The sequence below is a fragment of the Mesorhizobium sp. M0676 genome, from assembly GCF_040320535.1.
Lineage (GTDB): Bacteria > Pseudomonadota > Alphaproteobacteria > Rhizobiales > Rhizobiaceae > Mesorhizobium.
The window spans coordinates 115414-142104 of the sequence record NZ_JAMYPU010000017.1 but is presented as its reverse complement, the minus strand read 5'-3'; the positions used below and the strand labels follow the sequence as shown (position 1 = coordinate 142104).

The following is a 26691-nucleotide window of genomic DNA, read 5'->3' as shown; positions in this document are numbered from 1 at the left end:
CATTTTTTTGTGGCGGGGGTGGGGTGACTAAATACCTACCCCGCCCTGGTGGTGGGGTGGCGGGCCGCTTTGGGGGGGGGGGGGGGGGGGGCAGCGCCGGCGCCAGTCACCCCTCCCCGCCGCTTTGCGGCGACCCTCCCCATCCAGGGGAGGGTAAAGTGCGATCGGCCGAAGGCCGCAAGCCCGACCGGGCGTCCGAGCCGTTGCGAGGCGACTCCCGCGACGCCGAAGGCGCGCAAAAAAGAGGGGGCGGAGGGCCTGCGCCGGCAGGCGCGGAACGGCCCGTGAGCGAAAACAAAGTCAACATTTGCTGCGTCGGCGACGACGACCAATCGATCTATGGCTGGCGTGGCGCCGAGGTCGACAACATCCTGCGCTTCGACAAGGATTTCCCGGGCGCCACCATCATCCGGCTGGAACGCAACTACCGCTCGACGGCGCACATCCTCGGCACCGCCTCGCACCTCATCGCCCACAATGAGGGTCGCTTCGGCAAGACGCTGTTCACCGAGAAGGTCGCCGAGGACGACGAGAAGGTGCATGTCCACGCCGCTTGGGATTCCGAGGAGGAAGCGCGCGCCGTCGGCGAAACCATCGAGACCTACCAGCGTGCCAAGCACAATCTCAACGACATGGCCATCCTGGTCCGCGCCTCCTTCCAGATGCGCGAATTCGAAGACCGCTTCGTCACGCTCGGCCTCAATTACCGCGTCATCGGCGGCCCGCGTTTTTATGAGCGCATGGAAATCCGCGATGCGCTGGCCTTCTTCCGCGTCGTCGCGCAGGGCGCCGACGACCTCGCCTTCGAGCGCATCGTCAATGTCCCCAAGCGCGGCCTGGGTGAAGCCACCATCCGCCAGATCCACGACACGGCGCGGAGCTTGCGCATCCCGATGCTGGAGGCAGCCGCCAAGCTCGCAGAAAGCGACGAGCTGAAGCCCAAGCCCCGCGCGGCCTTGCGCGAAGTGGCGGCCAATTTCGAGCGCTGGCAGAAGGCGCTGGAAACCACGCCGCACACCGAACTCGCCGAGACCATTCTGGAGGAGAGCGGCTACACCGACATGTGGAAGAACGACCGCTCGGTCGAGGCGCCGGGCCGGCTGGAAAACCTGAAAGAGCTTATCCGCTCGATGGAGGAGTACGAATCGCTGCGCTCCTTCCTCGAGCATGTCGCGCTGGTCATGGACGCCGAGCAGAACGCCGAGCTTGACGCCGTCAACATCATGACGCTGCATTCGGCCAAGGGCCTCGAATTCGAGACCGTGTTCCTCCCCGGCTGGGAGGAAGGCCTGTTCCCGCACCAACGCGCGCTGGACGAAGGCGGCCGCTCCGGCCTGGAGGAAGAGCGCCGTCTCGCCTATGTCGGCCTGACCCGGGCCAAGAAGAACCTGCATCTGTGGTTCGTCTCCAACCGCCGCATCCACGGCCTGTGGCAGTCGACCATCCCGTCGCGCTTTCTGGACGAACTGCCGGAAGCCCATGTCGAGGTCGCCGAAAGCGGCAACTCCTATGGCGGCTACGGCAATTCCTATGGCGGCGGTTCGTTCGCGTCGGGCCGTGGCGGCCAGGGCGCAGGACGGCAGAACCCCTACGGCGCCTCGCGCTTCGACAATGTCGGCGCGGAAAAATCCGGCGCCTTCTCCAACACCTATGCGACGCCCGGCTGGCAGCGCGCGCAGGCCAACCGCACCGAGGCCACCGACCGCAACTGGGGCTCGCGCTCTGGCCACCAGGTCGAGCGCATCGGCTATGGCGAGACCGACAGCGGCTACGGCGCCGGCCGCACCTCGGTCAAAGGCCGCACCATCGACGGCGAACTGGTCGCCAAATCCGTCGCCGACACGCCGTCGCCCTTCAGCGTCGGCGACCGCGTCTTCCACCAGAAATTCGGCAACGGCAACATCTCCAACATCGAAGGCAACAAGCTGACCATCGACTTCGACAAGGCCGGCCAGAAACGCGTGCTGGACGGGTTTGTGGCGGCGGTGTGAGCGCCGCTTGTCCTGTTGTCCTACAAGCGACCACATTGTTGTAGTCTGGCGGAGCCCTCCCCGCCTCGTTATCCACGGGCGGAGCAAGGAGCGTGGCGACGCAGCGTAGACTCGAGGATCCATCCCGCGTCTTCAACGCGTTGCCACGGTGCAGAATCCTGCGCAGCTGCACTCCAAGGTCACGGAACGGATTCCAGGGTCTACGCGACGGAGCTTCGCTCCTGCTCCGCCCTAGAATGACGAAGCGACGGGCGTCTGCCCAATCGTCGGGGCATGCGGTCCGCAACATGAGCGTCCCCGTCAATTAGCCCCTCACCTATACCTTGCCTGGTTCCACTTATGCCCCAGCAGCGACAGGATGATGATCAGCCCGTTGAAGAACTGCACGTAGAAGCCGCTCAAGCCCGCCGCCACGACGCCGGTCTGGATGAAGGATACGGTGACCGCGCCGATGGCGCCGCCGGCGACCGTGCCGATGCCGCCCCAGGTCGGCGTGCCGCCGACGAACACTGACGCCAGCACCGGCAGCAGATAGCCGTCGCCGGCCGTCGGCCACCAGGTGAAGTTGATCATCACCGAAAACGTGCCGGCGATCGCGGCCCCAATGCCGGTGAAGATGAACACTTTCACCCGCACGCGTTTGACGTCGATGCCCATCTGCTGGGCGCTGTCGGGGTTGTCGCCGACCACCCTCACCTGCGCGCCGAAGCGGTGGCGATTATAGAGCATTGCCGACAAGATGACGAAGGCGAGTGCCCAGAAGACCTGTACCGGAAAACCCCACACCTGACTGGAGAAGATGGTGTACGCCCAGCTGTCGCTGAGACCGGTCAGTGCCGTCGATCTGCCCTCGTTGATGATCTGGATCAGGCCGCGCAGCAGGAAATTCATGCCGAGCGTGGCGATCAGCGACGACAGCCCGCCATAAACGACGAGCGACCCAACGAGGAAGCCGAGCAGCGTGCCCGTGAGAATCGCCGCTGCGATGCCGAGAAACGGATCATAGCCGGCCTGCACCACCAGCGCGAACACCCAGGAGGCAAAGCCCATGGTTGCGGGAAACGACAGGTCGATCTCGCCGCAGGTGACGACGAAGACCAGCGGCACCACCACGAACAGCGCAACCGGCAGCGTGGTCAGCACGGATCTGTAGAGATACCAGGTGGTGAACACGGTCGGGTTGGCGATCAGGAACGCCGCCATCATGATGATGAACACGGCGAGCGTGCCGAGCGCTGCGCGGTTGTCGATGACGAAACCGCGCAGCCAATGGTCGGACGGATGCTTCCACTCAGGTCGGGCCGCCTTGCCGCCAAGAGGGCTCTGCAGATCGGGTTCCATGGTCTTGCTCATCGTGCTGCCCTCTCCGCGTCGCCGGCCTCGTGCAGCCCCGGCAATCCGCCGGGATGCGCAACGTCTTCCATGAAGTTGATCAGCTCTTCGGCCGACTTGACCTCGGTGCGATCGGCGGTCAGCGCCACCTTGCCGCGGTCAATCACCACGAAGCGGTCGGCGATGTCGAAGACGTGATGGATGTTGTGGCCGATGAAGAGGATCGAGCGCCCGCTCGCCCGCACCTGGCGCACGAAATGGAAGACCTTGGCGGTCTCGGTCAGCGACAGCGCCGTCGTCGGCTCGTCGAGGATGATCAGCTCCGCCTGCTTGTAGATGGCGCGCGCGATCGCCACGCCCTGGCGTTCGCCGCCGGAGAGCTGGCCGACGATCGAATGCGGCGTGAACACCTTCGAGGTGAAGCCGATCTCGCGCATCAGCCGGCTCGCCTCCTCTATCTCTTTATTGACCTTCAGAAAGCCCATGAAGCCGGTGAGTTCGCGGCCCATGAAGATGTTGCGCACAATGGTCTGCTGCACGGCCAGCGCCCGGTCCTGGAACACCGTCTCGATGCCGGCGTCGCGCGAGCGCGCCGCACTCCAGCCGGTCACCGGCTTGCCGCGCACCAGGATCTCGCCGCTGGTCGGCTTGACGACGCCGGACAGGATCTTGATCAGCGTCGATTTGCCGGCGCCATTGTCACCGATCAGGCCGACCACCTCGCCGCGGTCGACCGAGAGATTGACCCCGCCCAGCGCATAGACCTGGCCGTAGGATTTGCTGATGTCTCGCAGTTCGATGATGCGTTCGGCCATGGCGATCCTCGCTCCTGTGGTATCATCCCGGCCTGGTGCCGGCGGTCCTGCCGGCCGGGCTTGGGCCCAGCCGGCAGCTTGGGAGGTCAGCGCAGCGCCTGCTTGGCGAGCTCGGCGACGATCTCGTAATTCTGCGGCGTGACGAAACCGGCACCGGTGTCGACATTCATCGGCGCCAGGCCCAGCACCACCTGCTGGCAAAGGCTGAGGATCGGCAGATAGCCTTGCAGAAACGGCTGCTGATCGGCCGTCAGCTGCACCCAGCCGCCCTTGAACGCCTCGACAATCTGCGGGCTGGTGTCGAAGCCGAAGTTGAAGATGTCGCCGGGCTTGCGCCCCGCCGCCTGCATGTAGGTGGCGACGTTGCCCAGCATCTGGCCGCCGGGATAGCCGACCGCCTTAACATCGGGATTGTTGAGCAGGGCCGCGGTGATCACCGGGATCGCCAAATTGGGGTCGGACGCCCATTCGCCGCTCGGCGGCGACGACAGCTGGATGACCTCGACGCCGGCTTCCTTGAGTGCTGCCACCGTGCCGCGCTCGCGCGCGCCGCGGGCCTCGTTCTCGAACGGACCGATCATGATTGCCTTGTCGCCGGACTTGAGATTGCCGAGCTTGAACGCTTCAGCGCCGAGCGCGCGGCCCTGCTGCTCCTGCTGGGCGCCGACATAGCCGCCGCCGAACGCAGCCACCACCGTCGGCACCGGCACGTTCTGGTACATCATCTTGATGCCGTCCTTGTGCGCCTGTTCGGCCAGCGGCATGATCGCGGCGTCGCCGGGATGGCCCATCATGGCAATGCCGTTGGGCTTCACGGCGACGGCCTCGCGCAATTGCTGAACCATCTTCTCGACGTCCCACTGCGAGAAGATGTAGTCGACCTTGGGTCCGAGATCGGACGCCGCCTGCTTGGCGCCATTGTAGACGATGGTGCCGAAAGCGTCGCCCTCGGCGCCGCCGACGAAAAAGCGGATGTGGACATCCTTGCACCACTGGGCGTCGAGCGCCTGCGCCGGCAGAGTGGAGATGGCAGCGCACAGCGCCGTGGCGGCGGCCACGACGGTCGAGCGCAGAAGTGTCGTTCTCATTGCGATGCTCATGCACGTTCCTCCCTTTTGTCCTCGGCGAGCCGAGGGGTTTCGTCGTTCGCTTTTCGGCAGTGCTTGTCGGCAGTGCTTGGCAATCTGTCAGGCCGGCTCCTCCCCCCGGCCCTCGGTCACGCCGGGTTCGGCAGGTAGGTCGCTCCTCCCCGGCATTGCTTGAGGTATTCCAGCCCGCGCACCTGGCCTGTGATTTCGAGATCGCCGCGATAGACCGGGTCATGCCAGCCCTCGATGTCGATGGCGCCCTTGTAACCGGCCAGCCGCAACTCGCTGATCACCCGCGTCCAGTCGCTGTCGCCAAACCCGGGTGTGCGCATCTGCACGAAGGGCAGCTTGCCGAACACGCCGTGCTCGCGGATGACATCCCAGCGCACCGTCGCGTCCTTGCCATGGACATGGAAGATGCGCGGCGCCCATTTGCGGATCTGCGGCATCGGATCGATGAGGTAGACCAGCTGATGGCAGGGCTCCCATTCCAGGCCGAGATTCTCGTCGGGCAATTCGTTGAACATCAGCTCCCAGGCGTCCGGATTGTGGGCGATGTTCCAGTCACCGGCCGCCCAGTTGCCGTCCATGGCGCAATTTTCGAAGGCAATGCGCACGCCCTTGTCGGCGGCGCGTTTGGCCAGCGGCCCCCAGACCTCACGGAAGCGCGGCAGGCTGTCGGTCAGCTTCTTGCCGCGCAGGCGGCCGGTGAAGCCGCTGACCGTCGAGGCGCCGAACAGATGCGCATTGTCGATCACCGTTTCCCAGGCCGCGAGCACGCCGCGATCGACCTCGCCATCCTCCAGCGGATTGCCGAACACACCGATCGACGACACGACGACATCGGCATCGCCGATCGCCTCGCGGATCTCGCCGGCGAGCCGCGGCAAATCCTTGCCGCCCAGCGTCTGCCAGAAGAAGGGCTGGATGCTCTCGAAGCCGAGCGGCAGAATCTCTTTGATGTAGGCGGCCGGGTCTTCGAGATTGGCCCGCACCATGGTGCCGATCCGGATGTCGAGAAGCGGGTTTGGCATCATGATGCTTCCTGTGTGATTGCGACGCGCCGTCCGGTCTCGGCGCTTTCGATGGCGCCGAAAACCATGGCCAGGCTTTTGATGTTGTCGCTCCCACGCGTCTCCGGCTCGCTGCCGGTCTCGATGGCGTGGATGAAATCCTTGATGATGCCGAGATGGCCGCCGACGCGGTCGGCGGGATCGAGCGGCGGTACTGTGATGGGCTGGGTCAGGTCGAACAGGCCGTCGCGGACCGACAACACAACCTCTGCCTTCAGCCCGTCCTCGCCGTCCCAGAGCAGGCTGCCGTGCTCGGCTACGATGCGCCATGTGCTCTCCCAACTGGTGCGGAAGCCCGCCGCGCACCAGGAGCCTGCATAGGTGAAGCGCTTGCCGCCGCCGAGATCGAAGATAGCGCTGGCCGACGAGCCCTGCCGGTACCAGGAATTGGCCGGCTCCCATTCCTGGCAATAGACGCCGGCGGGATCGCCTGCGACCATGTAGCGGGCGGCGTCGAATGTGTGGATCGCCATGTCGAGCAAAAGCACATGCGCCATCTCCTCGCGAAAGCCGCCGAAATGCGGCGCGACGAAGAAGTCGGCATGGATGCTGGTCGGCTTGCCGATGGCGCCGGAGTCGAGAAAGCGCCTGATGCGCCGGACATTGGCGACGTAGCGGCGGTTCTGCACCACGGCATGAACGCGCCCTGCCTGGCGCGCCGCGTCGACAATGGCGCGGGCATTTTCCGGAGTATCGGCGAGCGGCTTTTCGGTGAGCAGATGGCAATGATGGGCAAAGGCAGAATAGGCGACGTCGCGGCGGGCGGCGGGAACCACGACATCGAACACCGCTTGCGGTTTGGTCTGGTCGAGAACCTGATCGAGTCTGGTGCCGATGACGACGCTATCGAGCCCGTATTCGCGTGCCCTCGCCCGCGCCCGTTCGGCGTCGAGATCGACAAGGCCGACAATGGCAAGCCCGTCGATCTGCCTCGCGGCATCGAGCCAGGCCTTGCTCATCGCACCACAGCCGACGAGGACGGCATTCATCATCCGGCATTCCTCCCGTCCGGTCCCTCCAGACCGAATGTAACGGCATTTCCGGCATCACCGTAAACGTTTTTCCGTAAACGTTTACGAGAACACACCCGATGGCCTAGAATGTCAATCGGCTGTCAGCGAAAATCATCCCGAAGCCTTGGCCTGGGCGGCAGCCGGTGCTAGCCAAGACAGGGGGAGAACTGTCCTTGGCGTCCAGCATCCATGACCTCGCGCGTCACCTGAACATTTCGATCGGCACCGTGTCGCGGGCGTTGAACGGCCGCGCCGACGTCAATGCCGACACCCGCCAGCGCGTGCTCGCCGCCGCCAAGCAATTGAACTATTCGCCCAACCAGTCCGGCCGCAGCCTGCGGCAAGGCACCACCCATTCGATCGCCTTCATGCTGCAGCCGCATCCGGGCGACCAGCAATATGGCGAACCGTTCTTCATCCCGTTCCTGATCGGTCTGCAGGGCCGGCTGGCCGAGGATGACCTGGATCTGATGGTCGTCATGGGCGAGCCCGGCCAATATCAGCAGGAGAGGCTGCGCCGCGTGGTTGAGACGCGCCGGGCCGACGCGGTCGTGTTGGCCAATACACGGCGGGAAGACGATCGGATCGACTATCTCAGCAAGGCCGGCTTTCCCTTCGCCACGCTTGGGCGAAGTCAATCCGGCGACGACACCTATCCTTCGCTCGATATCGATTTCGAGAGGGCGGGTGATGAAGCCGTCGACCGGCTGGTCGCGCGCGGCCACCGCCGGATTGCCGCCATCCGCCCTTCGCTTGATCTCAACTTCGGCTACCTGTTCCTCGACGGCTACCGCAAGGCGCTGGAGCGGCATGGCATCGAAGTCGACCCCGGCCTGATCGCCGACGGCTTCATCAACGAGGCAGGCGGCTACCAGGTGACGCCGCGCGTGATGCTCTCCAAGGACCGGCCCACAGCCATCATCTTCAACAATGACGCAATGGCGCTCGGCGGCTGCAAGGCACTGGCCGAGATGGGCATCAGGCCCGGCCACGACATCGCGGTGATCGTCATCGTCGACACGCCGCTCTGCCGCTACTTTTCACCGGCGCTGACCGCCTTCCGCCCGGCGCTGGAGCCGATGGGAAGGCGGTTGGCCGAAATGCTGCTGGCCTCGCTTCCCGCCTTTGCCGGCCCGGAAGGTCCGCGCATCATCCGCGAAGTTTGGCCGCTGGAGTTGATCGCGCGCGACAGCGATTGATAGTGCGTCTCTCCCTTCTCCCACAAGGGAGAAGGAAGAGGCCCGCTCTGTCACGCAAGTATCATGTTCGCGTCCTAGACCGCTTTGCGAGAGGGCGACATCGTCGATGCGATGCGGTGGCCCCTTTGCGCCGCTCAAGGCTTGTCACAAAGAGGATCTCCATGAAAATCTCGCACCGAACCGTGTCGCTCGGCGCCGCGCTGGCGCTGTTTACCGCCCTGACCCCTGCCCTTGCCGACAGCACCGCCACCGTTGGCGGCTTCGTCAACAAGGGCCTGGTCGGCGTCGGCCGCATTCCGGCCGATCAGAAGGACAAGTTCGGCGAGACCTTCGGCTCCGGCTCCGGCATGTCGATCGACGCCGCAAGCTGGAACCGTGGCGCGGACGGCTACAAGGGCTCGCTCTGGTTGCTGCCCGACCGCGGCTACAATGTCGTCGGCACCACCGACTACCGGCCGCGCCTCAACACTATTCATATCGAATTCACGCCGACCGCACTGGGCGCCACGCCCACCGCCGGCCAGGAACGGACCGGCGTCAAGGCGACGCTAGCCGATTCCCTGCTGCTCACCGACGACAAGGGCGCAGACGCCACCGGTCTCGATCCGCTCAACGGCGTGCGCGCGGCCAATGGCGACCTGCCGATCCTGCCCGAGGCCAATGGCAAGCTGGCGCTCGACAATGAGGCGATCGCGCGGCTGCCCGACGGCACCATGTTCATCTCTGACGAATACGGCCCCAACATCTACCGCTTCTCGGCCGACGGCCATCTGTTGTCGGCAACGCAGCCGCCCGCCGCTTTGGTGCCGATGCGCAAGGGCGCGCCGAACTTCGCCTCCGACAATCCGGGCCCCGGTGCAGCCGAACCCGATCCGAAGGATCCCGAAACCGGCCGCCAGAACAATCAAGGCCTCGAAGGCATGGCGCTGACGCCGGACGGCAAGTCGCTGATCACTGTGCTGCAGTCGGCGCCCCGCCAGGATGGCGGCGATTCGCCCGCGACGCGCCAGAACACCCGCGCGCTGGTCTACGACGCCTCCGACCCGGCCCATCTCAAGCTGGTGCATGAATATGCCGTGCCGCTGCCGGTGTTCAAGGACGCCAAGGACAAGACCAAGGTCGCCGCGCAGAGCGAAATCGTGGCGCTGTCCGACAAGACCTTCCTGATGCTGGCGCGCGACAGCGGAAACGGCCAGGGGGTGAAGGGCGATACTTCGCTGCTGCGCCAGATTTTCGTCGTCGACGTCTCTGGCGCCACCGACATTGCCGGCGGCGCCTTCGATGCCGCCGACAAGCCGCTGGCGCCCAAGGGCGTGCTCGACCCCTCGGTGACCCCGGCCAAGCTGACGCCGTTCATTGACATCAACGACAACAAGGAACTCGGCCGTTTCGGCCTGCATGACGGCAAGCCGAACGACAAGAACAATCTGTCGGAGAAGTGGGAAGCGATGTCGGTGGTCAGCGTTCTCGATCCGGCGCTGCCCGACGACTATTTCCTGTTCGTCGGCAACGATAACGACTTTCTCACCCAGGACGGTTTTCAGGTCGGCGCGCCCTACAAGGCCGAAGACGGCGCCGATGTCGATACCATGTTCCTGGTCTATCAGGTCACGCTTCCGGGCCTCGCCAAGAAGTAGCCATATACGGAAAGGCGGACGCGCCCGGCGCGTCCGCCTTTAACCGTCTGTCGGCGATCAGCGATGCCGTGAAGGCACCTATTTCAAAATCTCCGCATCCCTTGGCACGCCGGCATCGATCGGCTCGGCGGTCCGGCTCGACACAGCCATGATCTTGCCCGCGGCCGACAGGTTCGGGCGCACATAGACCTGGGCTACGCCGTTGACCCGGCTGTAGAGGTCGATGATGTCCTGGTTCATGAAGCGCACGCAGCCCGACGACGCGTTCTTGCCGATGGAATCCCATTCCGGCGTGCCGTGCAGCCGGTACATCGTGTCCTTGCCGTCGCGGAACAGATAGAGCGCGCGCGCGCCGAGCGGGCTCTGCGGTCCGGGCGGCATGCCGTCCTTGTATTTCGCCAGTTCCGGCCGGCGCTGGATCATTTCCGGCGGCGGCGTCCACACCGGCCATTTCTTGCGCGCCTGGATCACGGCGCTGCCGGTCCAGCCAAACCCGGCCTTGCCGAGGCTTACGCCATAGCGCATTGCCTTGCCGCCATCGCGCACCAGATAGAGAAAATGCTCGGATGTATCGACGACGATCGTGCCGGGTTTTTCGCCGGTCGGATCGTCCACGATCTGGCGCACGAACTTCGGATCGAGCTTGGCCACGGGGATTGCCGGCAATGAAAAGCCCTCATCGACGCGCGCCGAATACATGGTGGCGGCATCGCCCAGAGCCGGTTCGGGCGCCGGAGCGGGCGTTGGCGGCACCACGACGTCGGTCGTGGTGCAGGCTGAAAGCGCCATGGAAGCGGCACCCAAAGCGGATATTCCAAGAAACGCGCGCCGGTTCAGGCGCTCGGAAAAAAGCGGATTGTCGGACATGATCCCCCCAGCCTATTCATCATATCCAACAGGATATGCGACCCCACGCGGCGACGACCCATATCCCATTCCGGATGTTTTGAGAACTGATTAGCGTGAAGCCGCCAGGTGGCATGTTCCAATGCCGCATCGACCTTGTCCGTTAAATCGGCGATCATTGCCGGGCGGACTTTGAGATGAACCTTCGCCGAACAGCCCATGGACGAAAAAATACTACCGCGCCGGCGCACCGGCGATCTCACCAGCGGCCCAATCCCTCGCACGCTGCTGTTGTTCGCGCTTCCGGTGCTCGGTTCCAATGTGCTGCAGTCGCTCAACGGTTCGATCAACGCCGTCTGGGTCGGCCGCTTCCTCGGTGAATCGGCGCTGACGGCGACCTCAAACGCCAATCTGGTGCTGTTCCTGATTCTTGGCACCGTGTTCGGCATCGGCATGGCCGCCACCATCCTGGTGGCGCAATCGGTCGGCGCCCGCGACCTGCCCGAGGCGCGGCGCATCGTCGGCACCAGCGCCAGCTTCTTCTTCCTCGTCTCGGCTATCTTCGCCGTCTGCGGCTGGATCTGGGTCGACGCTATCCTCAACACACTGGGCACCCCGCCCGATGCGCTGCCGCTGGCGCGCTCCTATCTGCGCATCATCTTCGTCGCCGTGCCGATGATGAATCTTCTGTCCTTCGTCATGACGGTGCTGCGCGGTGCGGGTGATTCGCGCACGCCATTTTTCTTCATGGCGCTCGCCGTCGTGCTCGACATCATCCTCAATCCGCTGCTCATTCGCGGAATCGGCCCCTTCCCCGAGCTCGGCATCGCCGGCTCCGCCACCTCGACGCTGATCGGCCAGACGGTGAGCGTGATCGCCATCCTCGTCGTGCTTTATGCCAGAAAGCATCCGTTGCGGCTCGCCGGCGCGAACCTCGCTCTGCTGCGGCCGGATCCGGCGCTGCTCAGGATCGTCGTCTTCAAGGGCGTGCCGATGGGCCTGCAGATGATCGTCATTTCGGCGGCGGCGCTGACCGTGATGGGCATCGTCAACTCCTACGGCTCGCAGGTCGCCGCCGCCTATGGCATCGCGGCGCAGCTGTGGACCTATATCCAGATGCCTGCACTGGCGATCGGCGCCGCAGTCTCGTCGATGGCGGCCCAGAATGTCGGCGCAGGGCGGTGGGACCGCATCGGTCGCATCGCGGCGTCCGGCGTCGGCTTTAACCTGGTGCTCACCGGCGCCCTGGTGGCGCTGCTGTTCTTCTTCGACAGGCCGGTACTCGGCCTGTTCCTTAGCGGGGACAGCACCGCAATCGACATTGCAGCCCACATCAACAAGGTGGCGTCCTGGTCGTTCATCCTGTTCGGCGTCACCATCGTGCTGTTCGCGACCGTGCGCGCCACCGGTGCCGTGATGCCGCCGCTGATCATTCTGGTGATTTCCGTGATGGTCGTGCGTACCGGCTTTGCCTACTTCTTCAGGAGCTACATCGGCGAGGAAGCGCTGTGGTGGAGTTTTCCGGCGGGATCGATCACCTCGCTGGTGCTGGCCGCCGCCTATTATCGCTTCGGCCGCTGGCGCACCATGCACATGATCGAGGACCGGCCGGCCGCCGGCGAGCCGCCCGACACCGGCCTCGGCATCCCGCGCGGACGGGCAAACATGGCGCCCGGGACGCCAAACGGGTGAGGCTCAGCGCGCGTATTTGACGCCGAACCCCAGCGCTACGACAGAGAACAGCGTGATCATGCCGGCGAAGGCCAGGCTTGCCGTCGTCGGAGTGGCCCAACTCGACAGCAGCCCAATGCCGATCACCGGCAGCGCATTGCCGCAGAAGCAGCAGATGAAGAATGCCGACACCAATTCGGCGCGGCGCTCGGCAGGTGCGATCTGGTTCACCACCTGCAGGCCGCCGCGATACCCGAGCGCAGCCGCCACGCCGCACAGAGCGGTGGCGGCAATCATCAGCGACATCGAGGCGAAAAACTGCGCAGCAACCATCAGCCCTACGGCCGGGATCATCAGCGCCAGCGCGCCCAGCATGCCGGCGCGGCTGGACAGTCGGGCCGTGGCCAGAATGGTCGCGGCCGCAACCATCGACAGTTCAAAGAACAGCCCGCCGGCCTCGGCATGGTTGGCCACATGCAGCTGCTGCGCCAGGATGCTCGGCGCCAGGGCTGCATAGAAGCCGACCAGCGCCATGGCGCCGAAGCCGGTGACGGCCGGCGCCACGAAAGCGGCGCGGATATCAGCGGGCACCGACAGCCGCGGCCGCAGCGAAACATCGGCCAGCCTTCCCGGCCGCGAAACGGTTTCCCTGGTGCGCCAGATCAACAGCGTCACCACCACGAGCAAGGCAAGATAGACCGCAAACGTTAGTCTCAACGGCCAGGGCGCATATTCGGCGAGCAGGCCCGATGCCAGCGCGCCGAGGCCAAGGCCAACGAAGTTGGTGCTGGTGGCGATGATTGCCGCGCGCGATTTGTCCTTACCCTCGATCAATTCGGCAAGCCAGGCCGTGCCGGTTCCCGCGCCGACGCCGATGCCAAGGCCGCTCAATATGCGGGCGACATCGAGCCATGCGACGTTCTCGGCCAACAGGAACACCAGCGCGCTGACCACCGCTATGGCCATCGACGCCAGCGCCGCAGGACGGCGGCCAATGCCGTCGGACAAGCGCCCGAACATCAGCAATGCGCCGAGATTGCCGACGACATAGACGGCGTAGACCAGCGTCAGCGTGATCTGCGAGAAACCGAAGGCCTGCTTGTAGATGACGTAAAGCGGCGTCAGCACCGTGCTGCCGGCGAACAGAGCGGCGATCATGGCGGCAACCGCGGCCATCGCGGGCCGGCCATCGAGTCCGTTGTCGCGCGTTATGGTCTCGGCATAGCTGGTCATGGCAACCTCCGGCCAATCGCCCAACGCCCAATTGCGCCCCAACGTCCATGTAAGGATGGCCGTTCCACGCGCCGAACTTCATCCTGACAACCTTGTCAGGATGGTCTTGCCCGAAATCCTCGCTTAACGTCTTTCCATCGAGAAGGAGAATCCATGGGAAAAGGTAGAGTCGAGGCATTCACCGATGGGGTGGTCGCCATCATCATCACCATCATGGTGCTGGAGCTGAAAGTGCCCCATGGGGAGGATTTTTCAGCGCTTCTGCCGCTGTGGCCGATCTTTTTCAGCTATGTCTTGTCGTTCATCAATGTCGGTATCTACTGGAACAATCTGCACAACATGTTCCACACCGTCCAAAGGGTCGACGGCCGCGTGCTGTGGGCCAACCTCAACCTTCTGTTCTGGTTGTCGCTGATGCCGGCGACGACGGCCTTCATGGGCGAGAACCATTTCGCGCCGGTCCCCGTCGCCGTCTATGGCATCGACCTGGTGCTGTGCGCGGTCGCCTACACCTTTCTCGCCACCAAGCTGCACCATTTGCACGGCAACGACACCGCCTTCGCCAAGGCGCTGGGCAATGACCGCAAGGGCAAGATCTCGGTGGCCCTCTACGCCGCCGCCGTCCCGCTTGCCTTCGTCAACCAATGGATCGGCGTTGCGATCTTCGTGCTGGTGGCCGCCGTCTGGTTCGTTCCGGACACGCGTTTTTCGCGGGTGCTGGAAAAGTAGCGTAGGACGCCTCTACTTGCGCATCGCCTTCAGCTTTTCGGCAACCGACGCGGCTAGGTCGGCATAGCGCTCCTCCAGCCGCTCGGCCGCCTTGATGATCGAAAAATCATGGCCGAATTTTTCCAGCGCCATGCGCAATTTCTCGACGAACTCGGCCTGTTTTTCGAGTGCCGAAAACAAGGTCTTCACCTGCGCTTCGCTTATGTCCGGATTGGCAAGCATCTGTGGCACCTCGCGGCCCATCTGGTCGCCGGTGGCGGTCTGCTCCTTCAGGATCGCAACCCAGTCGGTCAATCGGCAGTCTCCCTGTTCGGCCGCAGCATGCACAGCCGCCGTTGATGCGGTCAACCCGAACACGCGGGACGGCCTTGCACGATGCGCGTCCCGCGCTAAGTTCGGCGCCACCCGAACCCTAGGAAAAAGATCATGACCTCCGACGCCGAAATCCAATCCGCTTTGCCCGCCCTCAGCCGAGGCAACGTCGCCGTCATCACCGGGGGCGCCAGCGGCATCGGGCTTGCCGCCGCCAAAAGGCTGGCGGCTATGGGCATGAGACTGGTGCTGGCCGACATTGGCGGCGCGCGCCTCGATGCGGCCCGCCAGGCAGTCGCCGCGATCGCCGGCGAGAATGCCGTGCTTGCGGTCGCCACAGACGTCTCGAAGGCCGACGAACTCGGCCGGCTGGCGGAAAAGACGCATGCCGCTTTCGGCGCCGTATCGCTGCTGATGAACAATGCCGGCGTCGGCAACAATCCGGGAAAACCGTGGGAGAACGGCGACGCCTGGAAGCGGATGATCGACATCAATTTCTGGGGTGTCGTACATGGCGTCGAGGCCTTCGCTCCGGCCATGCTGGCCTCCGGAGAGCCTGGCCTGATCATCAACACCGGCTCCAAGCAAGGCATCACCACGCCACCCGGCAATCTCGCCTACAACGTCTCCAAATCGGCATTGAAGACGTTCACCGAAGGGCTGGCGCACGCATTGCGCAACGAGCCGGGCGCGAAGGTCGCGGCGCATCTTCTCATTCCCGGCTTCACCTTCACCGGCCTCACCGAAGGAGCGGTCGAAAAACCCGCTGGCGCCTGGACCGGCGAGCAGGTGGTCGACTTCATGCTGGCTTCGCTGGCGCGTGGGGACTTCTACATCCTCTGCCCCGACAATGAGGTGATGCGGCCGACCGATGAAAAGCGCATGGCCTGGGCGATCGGCGACATCATCGAGAACCGGCCTGCTCTCTCGCGCTGGCACCCCGACCATAAGGACGCTTTCGCGGCCTTTATGGGAAACTGATCGTCGAACTCAGCCAAAGCCGAGACTCAGGCGGGCGCGCGTTTTTTCGCGGTGCGCTTTTGCGCGACGGCCTTCTTGCCCGCCAGTTCGGCGAGCTCGTGGTCATGGCGTTTTGCCGCCCGCTCGCATTTGTCTCTGATCTCCTCGACCTCGGATTCGGTCAGGTGCTCGATGCCGATGAAATGATTGTGGCCCTCGCTGACGCGGATCAGTTCGTCGAGCTTGGCCTGAACCGCGGCGCCGTCGCGGTTCTGGGTGTTCTGAATCAGGAACACCATCAAAAAGGTGATGATCGTCGTTCCCGTGTTGATGACGAGCTGCCACGTATCGGAGAAGCCGAAGAATGGCCCGCTTACCGCCCAGACGATAACGATGGCGCAACAGGCGATGAAAGTCGGCGGCAGGCCCGCCAAGTGCGAAACGGTGTTGGCGATTCTGGTAAACAGCTTTTCGATCATTCACATCCTCAACCGTTCAAAGCGCGACGAGCTGACCAAGGCCGCATTCATCGCTCCAACAATAAACAACCGGCAGCCGCTTCCGGTTCCCTGTCGCAGAGGGCATCGCTGGTGCAATTGTATGCACGCCAAAGGCGCAGCGCCGTGAAAAGCCGCCTTATCGGTTTGTTGCCATTAGTCACCATGCAGGCCAAAACCTGTTCGTTCCGCTTCACGGCGGATTTGTCTCCAAGCCCCTTCCGCTGCGCCACCCCCGCATGGCGGAAGGGGTCCGTTGCGTTGCCGCAGACCGGCGGAACTCTTCCCGACACGTGCCGTTCAGAATGTCGGCGCCAGGATTTCGGCCAGCCAGTCGATGAAACCGCGCACGCGCGGCGAGCTCTCAGGAATGCTCTTGCTCCCAACGATCGAGGAAATCCTCAATCGGCAAGGCCTGCATGTCGGGAACCGCTTTGGCGAGTTTCTCCGGCGGCCAGTCCCACCAGGCAAGGCTTTCGATCCGCGCCGCGATCTCGGAGGGAAAGCGCATGCGCAACGGCTTCGCCGGTACGCCGGCGACGATTGTGTAGGCCGGCACATCCCGCGTCACCACCGAATTGGCGCCGATGATGGCGCCATTGCCGATGCTGATCTCGGGCATGATGACGGCGCCATGGCCGATCCAGACATCGTTGCCGATGCCGACCGCCTTGGCCTGCCGCCGCGCGCGGAACGCCGCGTCGACGCCCAGCCAGCGGAAATACTCGTTCGGCCGGTAGCTGAGCTTGTGCTGCGTGATCCGCTCGATCGGATGCTCCAAGGCATTGATGCGGCTGTTGGCGGCGATCGAGCAGAATTTTCCGATCGTCGTGTAGATCGCCTCGGCGTGGCGCTCGAAATAGGAGAAATCGCCGACATTGACCTCGCGCAGCACCACCCGTTCGCCGATCGAGGCATAGCGGCCAAGCTTGCACGCTTTCAGCTCCGCGGTCGAATGGATGCGCGGCTCGGGATCTTTCAGGACGAGGTTTTCGGTACGGTCCATCTGGCGGATTTACCCCCGCGCAATTGCGGAAGCAATTGTCGCGTTGCGCCCGGAGGATCGTTATTTCGGCTTGCCGCCGGTCCACACCACGTTCTGGCCGAACAGCGGCACGGTCGTCACCGACATTTTCGCCGAGCCGTCCTGCACTTGGCGCGAATGCGAGAGATAGATCAGCGTCTCGTTCTTCTTGTCGTAGATGCGGTTCACCACCTGCTTCTTCCAGATCAGGCTGATGCCTTGCTTGAACACCTCTTCGCCGCCCTCGCTCATGTCGATGTCGCCGATGGTGATCGGCCCGGTCTGGCGGCAGGAGATCGAGGAATCAGACGGATCCTCGAACCAGTTGCCCTTGTGCAGCCGGTCGATGACGCTGCGGTCGAAATAGGAGACATGGCAGGTCACGCCGTCGATCTTGGGATCCTTGATCGCCTCGACGATGATGTCGTTGCCGACCCAATCGACGCCGACCTTGCCGACTTCCTCTGCCGCTGCGGCACCGGCGCCAAGGGCAATGCATGCGGCCAGCGCGCCGCCGATCAGTTTCTGCCCAATCCGTCTCTGCCCAGTCCGTCTTTGCAAGGGAGCCTCCTCAGGTTCAGTTTGCCGGTCTCAGGTGGGATAAGGGCCAGCTGTTTGCAAGGTAGCGCCCAGCCCGGTTGCGGCAACGCGGCATCTTTGCCTTGCCCCCTGCGACCGGCTAAGACTGCCGGCAGAGAGGCGCCGATCCGGCGCTCGATGATTTCTGCTACGGACAATTCCTGATGATGCGTTCAATTCTGGTCGGCATTCTCGTTCTGATGGCGGCGGGCATCGGCTGGCTCACCTTTGACTTCTATCGCGGCCACTATGGTGGCGAACCGTATGGCGCGCCATTCACGCTGGTCGACCAGAAAGGCGCGCCAATCACCGAAGCCGCCTTCCGGGGAAAACCCAGCATCGTCTTCTTCGGCTTCACCCATTGCCCGGAAGTCTGCCCGACCACTTTGTTCGAAATGGCCGGCTGGCTGAAGACGCTGGGCGACGACGGCAAGAACCTCAACGCCTACTTCGTTACCGTCGATCCAGAGCGCGACACGCCGCCTGTGATGAACACTTACGTCAGCAATTTCTCCGACCGCATCGTCGGCATATCGGGCGATCCCGACAAGGTGCACGCCATGGCGAAGTCCTTCAACATCTACTGGAAGAAGGTCGACACCGGCGACGGCGATTATACGATGGATCACACCGCCTCGGCGCTGCTGCTCAATGCCAAGGGCGAGTTTTCGGGCACCATCGCCTATGGCGAAAGCGCCGATACCGCGATTGCCAAGCTGAAGCGGCTGGCAGCAGGCTAGGCATGATCCCTAAATGTGGAATCCGGTTTTCTCGGACAGAAAAGTGTTGTCCAGAGATCATGCTCAAGCAAGAGACCAACTGATGGGTCAGACCAGGCTCCACTTCATCGCTGGGAAGATCGAGGCCGACCGCATCTTTGCCGCGCTCGAGCCGGCTTTCGAGGATGAAGGCCTGCCGATCGCCGTGCTCGAAGTCGATGAAGACCGCGACATCTATGAGGTTTCGCTCTACACCGACGGCAATGTCGACGCGGTTGAGGCGCGGCTAAAAGACAGCCTTGTGGGACTGTCCCTGTCGAAGCCGATCGAGCGCGAGGTTTTGCCCGACATCGACTGGGTGGCGCGCTCGCTGGAGGGACTGAAGCCGGTGCGCGCCGGACGTTTCTTCGTCCATGGCGCGCATGACCGCCGGAAGCGCCACAGCGGCGAACTCGCCATCGAGATCGAGGCCGGCCTTGCCTTCGGCACCGGCCATCACGGCACCACGGCCGGCTGCCTCGAAATGCTGGAACGGGTCGTGCGCCGCGAACGTCCCAGGAATGCCCTCGACCTCGGCACCGGCAGCGCGGTGCTGGCAATCGCCGTCGCCAAACTGGCGCATATTCCGGTGCTGGCGACCGACATCGATCCGATCGCCGTCAGGGTCGCCGCCGCCAATGCCCGCCTCAACCACGTCAAGGCGCTGGTTGAAACGGTGACGGCGCCCGGCTTCCACCACCCGATCTTCGGCAAGCGCGCGCCTTTCGACCTCATCGTCGCCAACATATTGGCGCGGCCGCTGATGCGGCTGGCGCCTGAGATGGCCAGGCACATCAGCCTCGGCGGCTCGATCGTGTTGTCCGGCATCCTCGAGCGCCAATGCAATGCGGTGATCTCGGCCTATGTCGGCCAGAATTTCCGGCATGTCAGGACCTTGCATCGCGAAGGCTGGGTGACGATCCACCTGAAGCACTGAGACGCAACGCGCTTTGGACCAATCCGAGCCTGTTGCGATTGGCGAAAATCGATTCCGGTTTTCCGGGTCATGCGCTACGGTCGCGCCCGATACAGGAGGCATACCATGTTCCAGACCTTCGATTCCGCAGGCGACCCCAGCGTCGGCAAGCCGCGCGTGACGTTGCTGCGGCGATGGCTGGCGGATAATGGCCTCGACGGTTTCCTGGTGCCGCGCGCCGACGAGCACCAGGGCGAGTATGTCGCCGATCGCTCGGCGCGGCTGAAATGGTTGACCGGCTTCAGCGGCTCGGCGGGCGTAGCACTTGTGCAGCGTGACCGCGCCTTCATGTTCGTCGATGGCCGCTATACCTTGCAAGTGCGCCACGAGGTCGATCTCGACATTTTTGCGATCGAGAGTCTCGTCGACAACCCGCCGGCCTCCTGGATCAAGGACAATCTCGGCAAGGGCGCCAGGCTTGGCTTCGACCCGTGGCTGCACACGATCGCTGAGGTCAAGGCGCTGAAAACCTCGGCCGAGCAATCCGGCGCGACGCTGGTGCCGCTCGACAGGAACCCGATCGACATCATCTGGAAGGATCAGCCGGCGCCGCCCGTGGCGCCGGTCGAAATCCACCCGATCGGCTTTGCCGGGGAACTCGCCAAGGACAAGCTGCCGCGGCTGGTGGCGGCAATCGGCAAGGAGGGCGCGACGCACGCCGTGCTCACCGACCCCTCCTCGATCGCCTGGGCCTTCAACATCCGTGGCGGTGACGTGCCGCACACGCCGCTGGCGCTCGGCTTCGCGATCCCTGCCGCCGACGGCAAGCACCAGCTGTTCATGGACCAGCGCAAGTTTTCGCGCACGGTCGCCGCCTATCTCACCCAACTCGCCGATCTGCACGAGCCCGGCGAATTCGAGGCGGCGGTCGTTACCCTTGCCAAGGGCGGCGCCAAGATCGCGCTCGACCCGGTGCTGGCGGCGGAGAAGCTGAGAATGCTGGTCGAGGACAATGGCGGCGCATTTGTTTCAGCGGCCGATCCCGCCCGCATTCCGCGCGCCACCAAGAACCAGGCGGAAATCGCCGGCAGCCGCGCCGCGCACCGCCGAGACGGGGCGGCCGTGGCGAAACTGCTGTGCTGGCTGGAACGGCAAAAGCCGGGCACGCTCGACGAAATAACCGTTGTCACCAAGTTGGAGGAGGTGCGCCGGCAGACCGGCGAGGAAACGCAGATGCCGCTGCGCGACGTCTCCTTCGACACCATTTCAGGCAGCGGTCCGAACGGCGCCATCATGCACTACCGCGTGTCGCGCGCCACCAACCGCGAGCTGGCAAAGGGCGAGCTGTTCCTGCTCGATTCCGGCGCCCAGTATCAGGACGGCACCACCGATATCACCCGCACGGTGCCGATCGGCCAGCCGACCGAGGAGATGCGCGAGCGCTTCACACTGGTGCTGAAAGGTATGATCGGCATTTCCACGCTGCGCTTTCCCGCCGGCACGCGCGGCTCGGAAATCGACGCGGTGGCGCGCATGGCGCTGTGGAAGCATGGCTGCGACTTTGCCCACGGCACCGGCCATGGCGTCGGCTCCTATCTGGCGGTGCACGAAGGGCCGCAGCGCATCGCCCGCACCGGCACCGAAAAGCTGCTGGCCGGCATGATGCTGTCCAACGAGCCCGGCTATTACAAGGAAGGCTCCTACGGCATCCGCATCGAGAACCTGATCCTGGTGACACCGGCTGAACAGGTGGAGGGCGGCGACATCGCCATGCACGGTTTCGAGACGCTGACGCTGGCGCCGATCGATATCAGGCTGATCCGCACCGACCTGTTGACGCGCGAGGAGTTGCACTGGCTGGATACTTACCATGCCTGGGTGCTGGCCGAGATCGGCCCGATGCTCGACGGCGAGACGCTGGCTTGGCTGGAGAAAGCGACAGCGCCGCTGCCGCACGACGCCAAGATCTGAAATGAGCTTCTTTCTCCCCGTCACTATACGGGGAGGTGAGGAGCGGTCCGCGAAGCGGACGAAAAGCCAATTGCTTGGCTTTTCGAGTGACGAACGCCCGCCAGGGCAATGAGCGGCGGCGCCGACAGTTCGAAACTGTTCCGCGCGCAGGCGCCCTATGCCACAAACTGCCGCGCGAGGACCAGCACCACCGCCCCGGCCAGAAACATCGCCATCAGGCCGCCGCGCAGCGAGACCACAGCGGCGACGACCAGCGCCGCCCATTCCGCCGGTCCGGCGCTAAGTGCGGCGGGCGCCACCAGCGTCGTCAACACTGCGGCCGGCACGGCATTCAAACCCGCCTCGACGCGTGGATGGATGTGGTCGAAGCGCGAGATCACCAGATGGCCGCCGACGCGGGTGAAATAGGTGGCGATCGCGCCGGCAATGATGATCCACAAGGTCGCGCTCATCGTTTTGCCTCCACACCGCTATGGTGCGGCGGCAGGATGACGGCCAGAAGCACGCCTGCAATGGCGCCGATGGAGACGTGCCATGGCGATCCCACAGTTTTGTAGGCAATGATCGACGCCGCGGCGCTGGCGATCACCACCGGCAGCCACAGTGGCCGGTTGCGAAAGCCCATGACCAGCCCGAGGAAATAGATCGGCAGCAGGAAGTCGATGCCGAGCGCATGCGTGTCCGGGATCAGCTTGCCGAACACCGCGCCCAGCGCGCTCTCGATCCCCCAGAACACATAGACCGGCAGGCCAAGCCCCATGTACCAGGCAAAGCCAACGGTCTCGCCGGCTTCGGCCTTACGCTCGGCCACCGCGAATTGCGGATCGGTGAGCACGAAATAGCCCAGCGCTTGGCTGATAACCGGCCAGTGCGCGATTCGCCGGCCGATGCTGGCGGAGTAAAGCACGTGACGGAAGTTTACGGCGAAGATCGACAGCACGATCAGCCATGGCGCGACATGCTGGCCGAACAATTCGATGCCGACCATCTGGCTGGCGCCGCCGAAGATCAGCGCGCTCATCAAGAAAGCTTCGAGAACGGAAAAGCCGTTGTCGAAGGCGATGGCGCCGAACAGCAGCCCAAATGGCGCCGCGGCGACAACCACCGGCATCGACAGCCGCACGCCGTCCCAGAAGTCGCTGGCCACGGAATTTTCGCTTAAGGTCTCTGCCGACATGTCACATTCCCATCTCGCGCTGCTATGTAGGAGCCGGCGTTTGAAAAGTCAGACGAATTCGCTTGAGCCAACAAATCAGCGAAACTGATGTTGTAAAAACAAATGAGGGGGTTCGGATGATCGCTTATGACTTCACCGGCAGGCACGCGGTCGTCACCGGCGCCGGTGGCGGTATGGGCGAGGCGATCTCGCTGGCGCTGCTCGATGCCGGCGCCTCGGTCACCGCCATCGACGTCAAGCCGCGTCCGGCGTCGCTTGCCGCCTATGACGACCGGCTCACCTTTGCCCAGGGCGACCTCACCGACGCCGCCTTCGTCGAGCAGACCATCAATGCCGCGGGCCGCGAGCGCGGCGGCATCGATTATCTCGCCAATGTCGCAGGCGTGCTCTGGTTCGGCCGCGACAAGTCGGCCCTCGAGATGGACCTTGATGTCTGGGACCAGGTCTTCAACATCAATCTGAAATCCTTCGTGCACACGGCGCGTGCCGTCGTTCCGCACATGCGCGCTGGCGGGCGCGGCGGCGCCATGGTGCACTTCTCTACCATCCAGTGGTATCGCGGCGATCCGACCCCGCAGGATGCCTACCAGGCATCGAAGGCCGGCGTCTGTGCGCTGTCGAAGTCGCTCGCCATGCAGTTGGCGGGCGATGGCATCCGCTCCAATTCGATCTGCCCGGGCATGGCGTTGACGCCGCTGCAGGCGCGCTGGGACACCGAGGAGAAACGCGCGGCCGTTGCCAATTATGCGCCGCTCGGCCGCATCGGCACGCCGCAGGACATGGCCAATGCCGCGCTCTTCCTGCTTTCCGATGCGGCAAGCTACATCACCGGCATCGAACTGGCAGTCGACGGTGGGCTTTTGATGCGGATGTAGCCGAGTAGCGCGCCGGGCTGATTTAGCTCCGCGGTGCCGTGCCCTGGATCGCCCTGCCCCAGTCAAGCAGCGGCTTGGCGCGCAAGGCGAAATCGACAAGCTCGTCGACCAGCGTCGGCGCGTGAATTCCAGCCGGATCGATCATGTGCTGGACATAGAAGTGCCGGTTGCGGATGGCGTCGACAAGATCGGGTTCGTTGACCTGTTCGAAGCCGCGCGGCGTGCGCTTCATGCGGCCCTCGGTTTCGAGTTCGAAGCCGTTTTTCCTAAGCGTTGAAAGCAGTTTTCGGAACTCGGCCGGCCGGGCGATGATCGCCTTGCGCATCGCCAGCAGCAGGGACGGCTCCGGATTCCACCAGGCGACATCGGCAAAGCAGCGGTCGATCCCGACATAGACGAAGAACACGCCCTGCTCCATCTTGGTGCCATCCGGCGACAGCATGGCCGACAAATGCTGGTTGTAGGGCCGCTTGTCCTTGGCGAAGCGCACGTCGCGGTTGATGCGAAACAGTGACTTCTTGCGGTCTCCGCGCAAGCCCAGACCCGCCGCCGCGAAGCGCTCCGTCAGCGTCTCGACCAGATCGCAGAACGGCTCATGCAACTCGCTGTCGTAAAGCGCGCGGTTTTCCTGGAACCATTCGCGGCTCTGGTGGAAGTCGAGCGCCTTGAGGAACGGTATAGCTTTTTGCCCGAACCCTTTGAACGAACCGGCGGTCATGCCTTGCCGACCCGTTGCAGCCAGGTGTCCTCGTCGATGACTTCGACGCCGAGTTCGCTGGCCTGCTTCAGTTTGGAGCCGGCGCCCGGCCCGGCCACCAGCAGATCGGTCTTCGCCGACACCGAACCCGCCACCTTGGCGCCGAGCCGTTCGGCCATCGCCTTGGCTTCGGAGCGTGTCATCTTTTCCAGCGTGCCGGTGAAGACGATGGTCTTGCCGGCAACCTCGCTGTCGGTCGACACGGTGACGACATACGGCTTCGGCTTGACCTGTTCGAGCAGTCTGTCGAGCACGTCGTCATTGCGTTCATTGCCGAAGAAATCGCGCAACGCATCGATCACTGTATCGCCAATGCCGTTGATGGAGGGGAAGACGCTGTGCGGATCCTCAGCCGCCGCCGTTTCCTTGCCGACGCGGATCAGCTCCTCAATGGTCGAAAACGTCCGCGCAAGCACGGCCGCCGTCGTTTCGCCGATATGGCGGATGCCGAGTGCGAAGATGAAGCGGTCGAGCTCCGGCTCGCGGCGCGAATCGATGGCCGCGAACAGCTTGTCGAGGCCTTCATAATTGCGGTCCTCGACACCGCGCACATTCTTGCGCGCCTTGCCCGATGCCGCCTCGCGCAGCCGCGCCTGCTCCTCGCGCCGCTCGGCCAGCGCCCTGGTGACGGCCGGGCGGCGATCCCTGAGGGTGAAGATATCGGCGGCGGTCTTGACCAGTCCCGAATTGAAGAACAGGTCGATATTTTCGGCGCCCAGCCCCTCGATGTCGAGCGCGCCGCGCGACACGAAATGACGCAGCCGCTCCACAGCCTGCGCGGCGCAGATCAGCTCGCCGGTGCAGCGCCGGCGCGAATCCTCCTTGCCGGTCTTCTCGTTGATTTCGCGCGTCGCCGGCGAGCCGCAGACCGGACAAATGTGCGGGAATTCATAAGGCACCGCATCAGCTGGCCGCTTGTCGACGACGACGCTGACGATCTGCGGAATGACATCGCCCGCCCGTTGTATGACAACCGTGTCACCGATGCGGACATCGATGCCGTCGCGAATCGGCAAGCCGTTGCTGTCAAAACCCTTGATGTAGTCCTCATTGTGCAGCGTGACATTTTCGACCACCACGCCGCCGACCGTGACCGGCGCCAGCCGCGCCACCGGCGCCAGCGTACCGGTACGGCCGACCTGGATGTCGATCTTCTGCACCGTCGTCATCGCCTGTTCGGCCGGGAATTTATGCGCAACCGCCCAGCGCGGCTCGCCGGTGACAAAGCCCCAGCGACGCTGCAATTCCAGCTGGTCGACCTTGTAGACGACACCGTCGATGTCGTAGCCGAGCGACGAACGCAGCTCCTCGATCTTGTGGTAGTGCGCGATCAGCTCCTCGACAGACTTCGCCCGCACCATCAGCGGGCTGACCTTGAACCCCCATTCGGCGAATTTCTGCACCGAGTCATATTGGGTCGGCGCCGGATCCGCTGTCGTGTAGCCCCAGGCATAGGCAAAAAATTTAAGATTGCGGCTGGCGGTGACGGACGCATCCTTCTGTCGCAAGGAGCCCGCTGCCGTGTTGCGCGGATTGACATAGTCCTGGCCCCCTACCGCCGCCGAGCGGGCCTTCAGTGCCTCGAATTCCGCATAGGTCATGTAGACTTCGCCGCGGATCTCGATGGTCTCGGGCCAGCCCGATCCTTTCAGCTTGGCGGGGATGTCGGCGATGGTCCTGAGATTGGCGGTGATGTCTTCGCCGACAGCGCCGTCGCCGCGGGTAGCACCCTGCACGAACACACCGCGTTCATAGCGCAGCGACGCCGACAGCCCGTCGATCTTCGGCTCGGCCGTAAACGCGATGTCGAGATCCTTGTCGCGGTCGAAGAAGCGCCGGCCACGCTCGATGAAATCGGTGACGTCCTCGTCGGTATAGGCCTTGGCGAGGCTGAGCATCGGCACCGCATGGCGCACCTTGGCAAAGCCTTCCGCCGGCGCAGCGCCGACCCGCAGCGAGGGCGAATCCTCGCGCACCAGACCGGGAAACCGCTCCTCGATGGCAAGGTTGCGCCGCCGCAGCGCGTCATATTCCGCGTCCGTAATCGTCGGCGCGTCCTCGGCATGATAGCGCCTGTCATGACCGGCGATCTCCTCGGCCAGCCGCTGGAGCTCATCCGCGGCTTCGCTTTCGCTCAACGATTCGACTGGTTTTTCAGACATGCAGCGGTCCCTGGACAGTGGCGCGACACCATAAATCAGGATTTCGGAAAAAGCATTCCTGAACAGCGGGATGGAG

Annotated in this window: 24 protein-coding genes and 1 pseudogene; 10 read left to right on the top strand and 15 right to left on the bottom strand. The window is 64.1% G+C overall.

Annotated features, from left to right (window positions below):
- Positions 1-150: 150 nt before the first annotated feature.
- A pseudogene (locus NKI35_RS19915) lies at positions 151-1991 on the top strand (ATP-dependent helicase); the annotation flags it as partial.
- A 312-nt stretch (positions 1992-2303) separates the two neighbouring features.
- On the opposite strand, the gene NKI35_RS19910 reads toward NKI35_RS19915, so the two are convergent.
- From NKI35_RS19910 to NKI35_RS19890, 5 genes are all read right to left on the bottom strand, one after another.
- Complete coding sequence (locus tag NKI35_RS19910; protein WP_352513492.1) at positions 2304-3344, bottom strand: ABC transporter permease; 1041 nt, start codon at positions 3342-3344, stop codon at positions 2304-2306.
- Positions 3341-4138, bottom strand: coding sequence for an ATP-binding cassette domain-containing protein (locus NKI35_RS19905; RefSeq protein ID WP_023668308.1), 798 nt, complete (start codon positions 4136-4138; stop codon positions 3341-3343). Before NKI35_RS19905 ends, NKI35_RS19910 begins: the two co-directional genes overlap by 4 nt.
- A gap of 86 nt (positions 4139-4224) precedes the next feature.
- Positions 4225-5238 carry a substrate-binding domain-containing protein gene (locus NKI35_RS19900; RefSeq protein ID WP_023739843.1) on the bottom strand — a complete coding sequence of 338 codons (1014 nt, stop codon included), beginning with the start codon at positions 5236-5238 and terminating at the stop codon, positions 4225-4227.
- Between the two features lie 116 nt (positions 5239-5354).
- A complete protein-coding gene (locus tag NKI35_RS19895) occupies positions 5355-6263 on the bottom strand; it encodes a sugar phosphate isomerase/epimerase family protein (RefSeq protein ID WP_352741291.1) in 909 nt (302 codons plus the stop codon).
- Complete coding sequence (locus tag NKI35_RS19890; protein ID WP_352741290.1) at positions 6260-7291, bottom strand: Gfo/Idh/MocA family protein; 1032 nt, start codon at positions 7289-7291, stop codon at positions 6260-6262. The genes NKI35_RS19895 and NKI35_RS19890 overlap by 4 nt, the downstream gene beginning before the upstream one ends.
- 194 nt (positions 7292-7485) lie before the next feature.
- Between NKI35_RS19890 and NKI35_RS19885 the strand changes: the two genes are divergently transcribed.
- Together NKI35_RS19885 and NKI35_RS19880 are read left to right on the top strand one after the other, a co-directional pair.
- Positions 7486-8511, top strand: a complete 1026-nt coding sequence (locus tag NKI35_RS19885) for a LacI family DNA-binding transcriptional regulator (RefSeq protein WP_352515152.1) — start codon at positions 7486-7488, stop codon at positions 8509-8511.
- Between the two features lie 161 nt (positions 8512-8672).
- Positions 8673-10148, top strand: coding sequence for an esterase-like activity of phytase family protein (locus NKI35_RS19880; protein ID WP_352515153.1), 1476 nt, complete (start codon positions 8673-8675; stop codon positions 10146-10148).
- Between the two features lie 78 nt (positions 10149-10226).
- Here the strand turns inward: NKI35_RS19880 and NKI35_RS19875 are convergent, their stop codons facing one another.
- Positions 10227-11015: a L,D-transpeptidase gene (locus tag NKI35_RS19875; protein WP_023668302.1), complete on the bottom strand. Its 789-nt coding sequence runs from the start codon at positions 11013-11015 to the stop codon at positions 10227-10229.
- A 198-nt stretch (positions 11016-11213) separates the two neighbouring features.
- On the opposite strand from NKI35_RS19875, the gene NKI35_RS19870 reads away from it, so the two are divergent.
- Positions 11214-12686 (top strand): MATE family efflux transporter, encoded by a 1473-nt coding sequence (locus tag NKI35_RS19870; protein ID WP_352515155.1) that lies wholly within the window; start codon positions 11214-11216, stop codon positions 12684-12686.
- A 3-nt stretch (positions 12687-12689) separates the two neighbouring features.
- Here NKI35_RS19870 and NKI35_RS19865 read toward each other — a convergent pair whose 3' ends face one another.
- On the bottom strand, positions 12690-13898 hold the full coding sequence (locus tag NKI35_RS19865) for an MFS transporter (RefSeq protein ID WP_352515156.1): 1209 nt from the start codon (positions 13896-13898) through the stop codon (positions 12690-12692).
- Between the two features lie 153 nt (positions 13899-14051).
- Here NKI35_RS19865 and NKI35_RS19860 point away from each other — a divergent pair, with 153 nt between their 5' ends.
- Positions 14052-14627, top strand: coding sequence for a TMEM175 family protein (locus tag NKI35_RS19860; protein ID WP_023682120.1), 576 nt, complete (start codon positions 14052-14054; stop codon positions 14625-14627).
- A gap of 12 nt (positions 14628-14639) precedes the next feature.
- Here NKI35_RS19860 and NKI35_RS19855 read toward each other — a convergent pair whose 3' ends face one another.
- Positions 14640-14921, bottom strand: coding sequence for a hypothetical protein (locus NKI35_RS19855; protein WP_023668298.1), 282 nt, complete (start codon positions 14919-14921; stop codon positions 14640-14642).
- A 132-nt stretch (positions 14922-15053) separates the two neighbouring features.
- Between NKI35_RS19855 and NKI35_RS19850 the strand changes: the two genes are divergently transcribed.
- Positions 15054-15920, top strand: coding sequence for an SDR family NAD(P)-dependent oxidoreductase (locus NKI35_RS19850; protein ID WP_023753105.1), 867 nt, complete (start codon positions 15054-15056; stop codon positions 15918-15920).
- Between the two features lie 26 nt (positions 15921-15946).
- Here the strand turns inward: NKI35_RS19850 and NKI35_RS19845 are convergent, their stop codons facing one another.
- The 3 genes from NKI35_RS19845 to NKI35_RS19835 form a co-directional block, all read right to left on the bottom strand.
- On the bottom strand, positions 15947-16378 hold the full coding sequence (locus NKI35_RS19845) for a low affinity iron permease family protein (protein ID WP_023750938.1): 432 nt from the start codon (positions 16376-16378) through the stop codon (positions 15947-15949).
- Between the two features lie 382 nt (positions 16379-16760).
- The gene (locus NKI35_RS19840) at positions 16761-17402 is read right to left on the bottom strand and encodes an LbetaH domain-containing protein (protein ID WP_023733062.1); all 642 of its coding nucleotides are present in this window, start codon (positions 17400-17402) and stop codon (positions 16761-16763) included.
- A gap of 60 nt (positions 17403-17462) precedes the next feature.
- The gene (locus tag NKI35_RS19835; RefSeq protein WP_023753104.1) at positions 17463-17981 is read right to left on the bottom strand and encodes a CreA family protein; all 519 of its coding nucleotides are present in this window, start codon (positions 17979-17981) and stop codon (positions 17463-17465) included.
- 182 nt (positions 17982-18163) lie between these two features.
- On the opposite strand from NKI35_RS19835, the gene NKI35_RS19830 reads away from it, so the two are divergent.
- The 3 genes from NKI35_RS19830 (at position 18164) to NKI35_RS19820 (ending at position 21644) form a co-directional block, all read left to right on the top strand.
- Entirely contained in the window at positions 18164-18739 is a 576-nt protein-coding gene (locus NKI35_RS19830; protein ID WP_023697009.1) for an SCO family protein, read from the top strand.
- An 82-nt stretch (positions 18740-18821) separates the two neighbouring features.
- Positions 18822-19694, top strand: coding sequence for a 50S ribosomal protein L11 methyltransferase (locus tag NKI35_RS19825; RefSeq protein ID WP_023733063.1), 873 nt, complete (start codon positions 18822-18824; stop codon positions 19692-19694).
- A 105-nt stretch (positions 19695-19799) separates the two neighbouring features.
- Positions 19800-21644, top strand: coding sequence for an aminopeptidase P family protein (locus tag NKI35_RS19820; protein ID WP_352741289.1), 1845 nt, complete (start codon positions 19800-19802; stop codon positions 21642-21644).
- A gap of 155 nt (positions 21645-21799) precedes the next feature.
- Here NKI35_RS19820 and NKI35_RS19815 read toward each other — a convergent pair whose 3' ends face one another.
- Both NKI35_RS19815 and NKI35_RS19810 read right to left on the bottom strand, forming a co-directional pair.
- The gene (locus NKI35_RS19815) at positions 21800-22096 is read right to left on the bottom strand and encodes an AzlD family protein (RefSeq protein ID WP_023753050.1); all 297 of its coding nucleotides are present in this window, start codon (positions 22094-22096) and stop codon (positions 21800-21802) included.
- A complete protein-coding gene (locus NKI35_RS19810) occupies positions 22093-22821 on the bottom strand; it encodes an AzlC family ABC transporter permease (protein ID WP_023753051.1) in 729 nt (242 codons plus the stop codon). The genes NKI35_RS19815 and NKI35_RS19810 overlap by 4 nt, the downstream gene beginning before the upstream one ends.
- Positions 22822-22937: 116 nt before the next feature.
- Between NKI35_RS19810 and NKI35_RS19805 the strand changes: the two genes are divergently transcribed.
- A complete protein-coding gene (locus NKI35_RS19805; protein ID WP_023682129.1) occupies positions 22938-23696 on the top strand; it encodes an SDR family NAD(P)-dependent oxidoreductase in 759 nt (252 codons plus the stop codon).
- A 22-nt stretch (positions 23697-23718) separates the two neighbouring features.
- On the opposite strand, the gene NKI35_RS19800 is transcribed toward NKI35_RS19805, so the two are convergent.
- Together NKI35_RS19800 and ligA are read right to left on the bottom strand one after the other, a co-directional pair.
- The gene (locus tag NKI35_RS19800; RefSeq protein WP_352741288.1) at positions 23719-24414 is read right to left on the bottom strand and encodes a DUF2461 domain-containing protein; all 696 of its coding nucleotides are present in this window, start codon (positions 24412-24414) and stop codon (positions 23719-23721) included.
- Complete coding sequence (gene ligA / locus NKI35_RS19795) at positions 24411-26615, bottom strand: NAD-dependent DNA ligase LigA (protein ID WP_023707725.1); 2205 nt, start codon at positions 26613-26615, stop codon at positions 24411-24413. The genes NKI35_RS19800 and ligA overlap by 4 nt, the downstream gene beginning before the upstream one ends.
- Positions 26616-26691 lie beyond the last annotated feature (76 nt).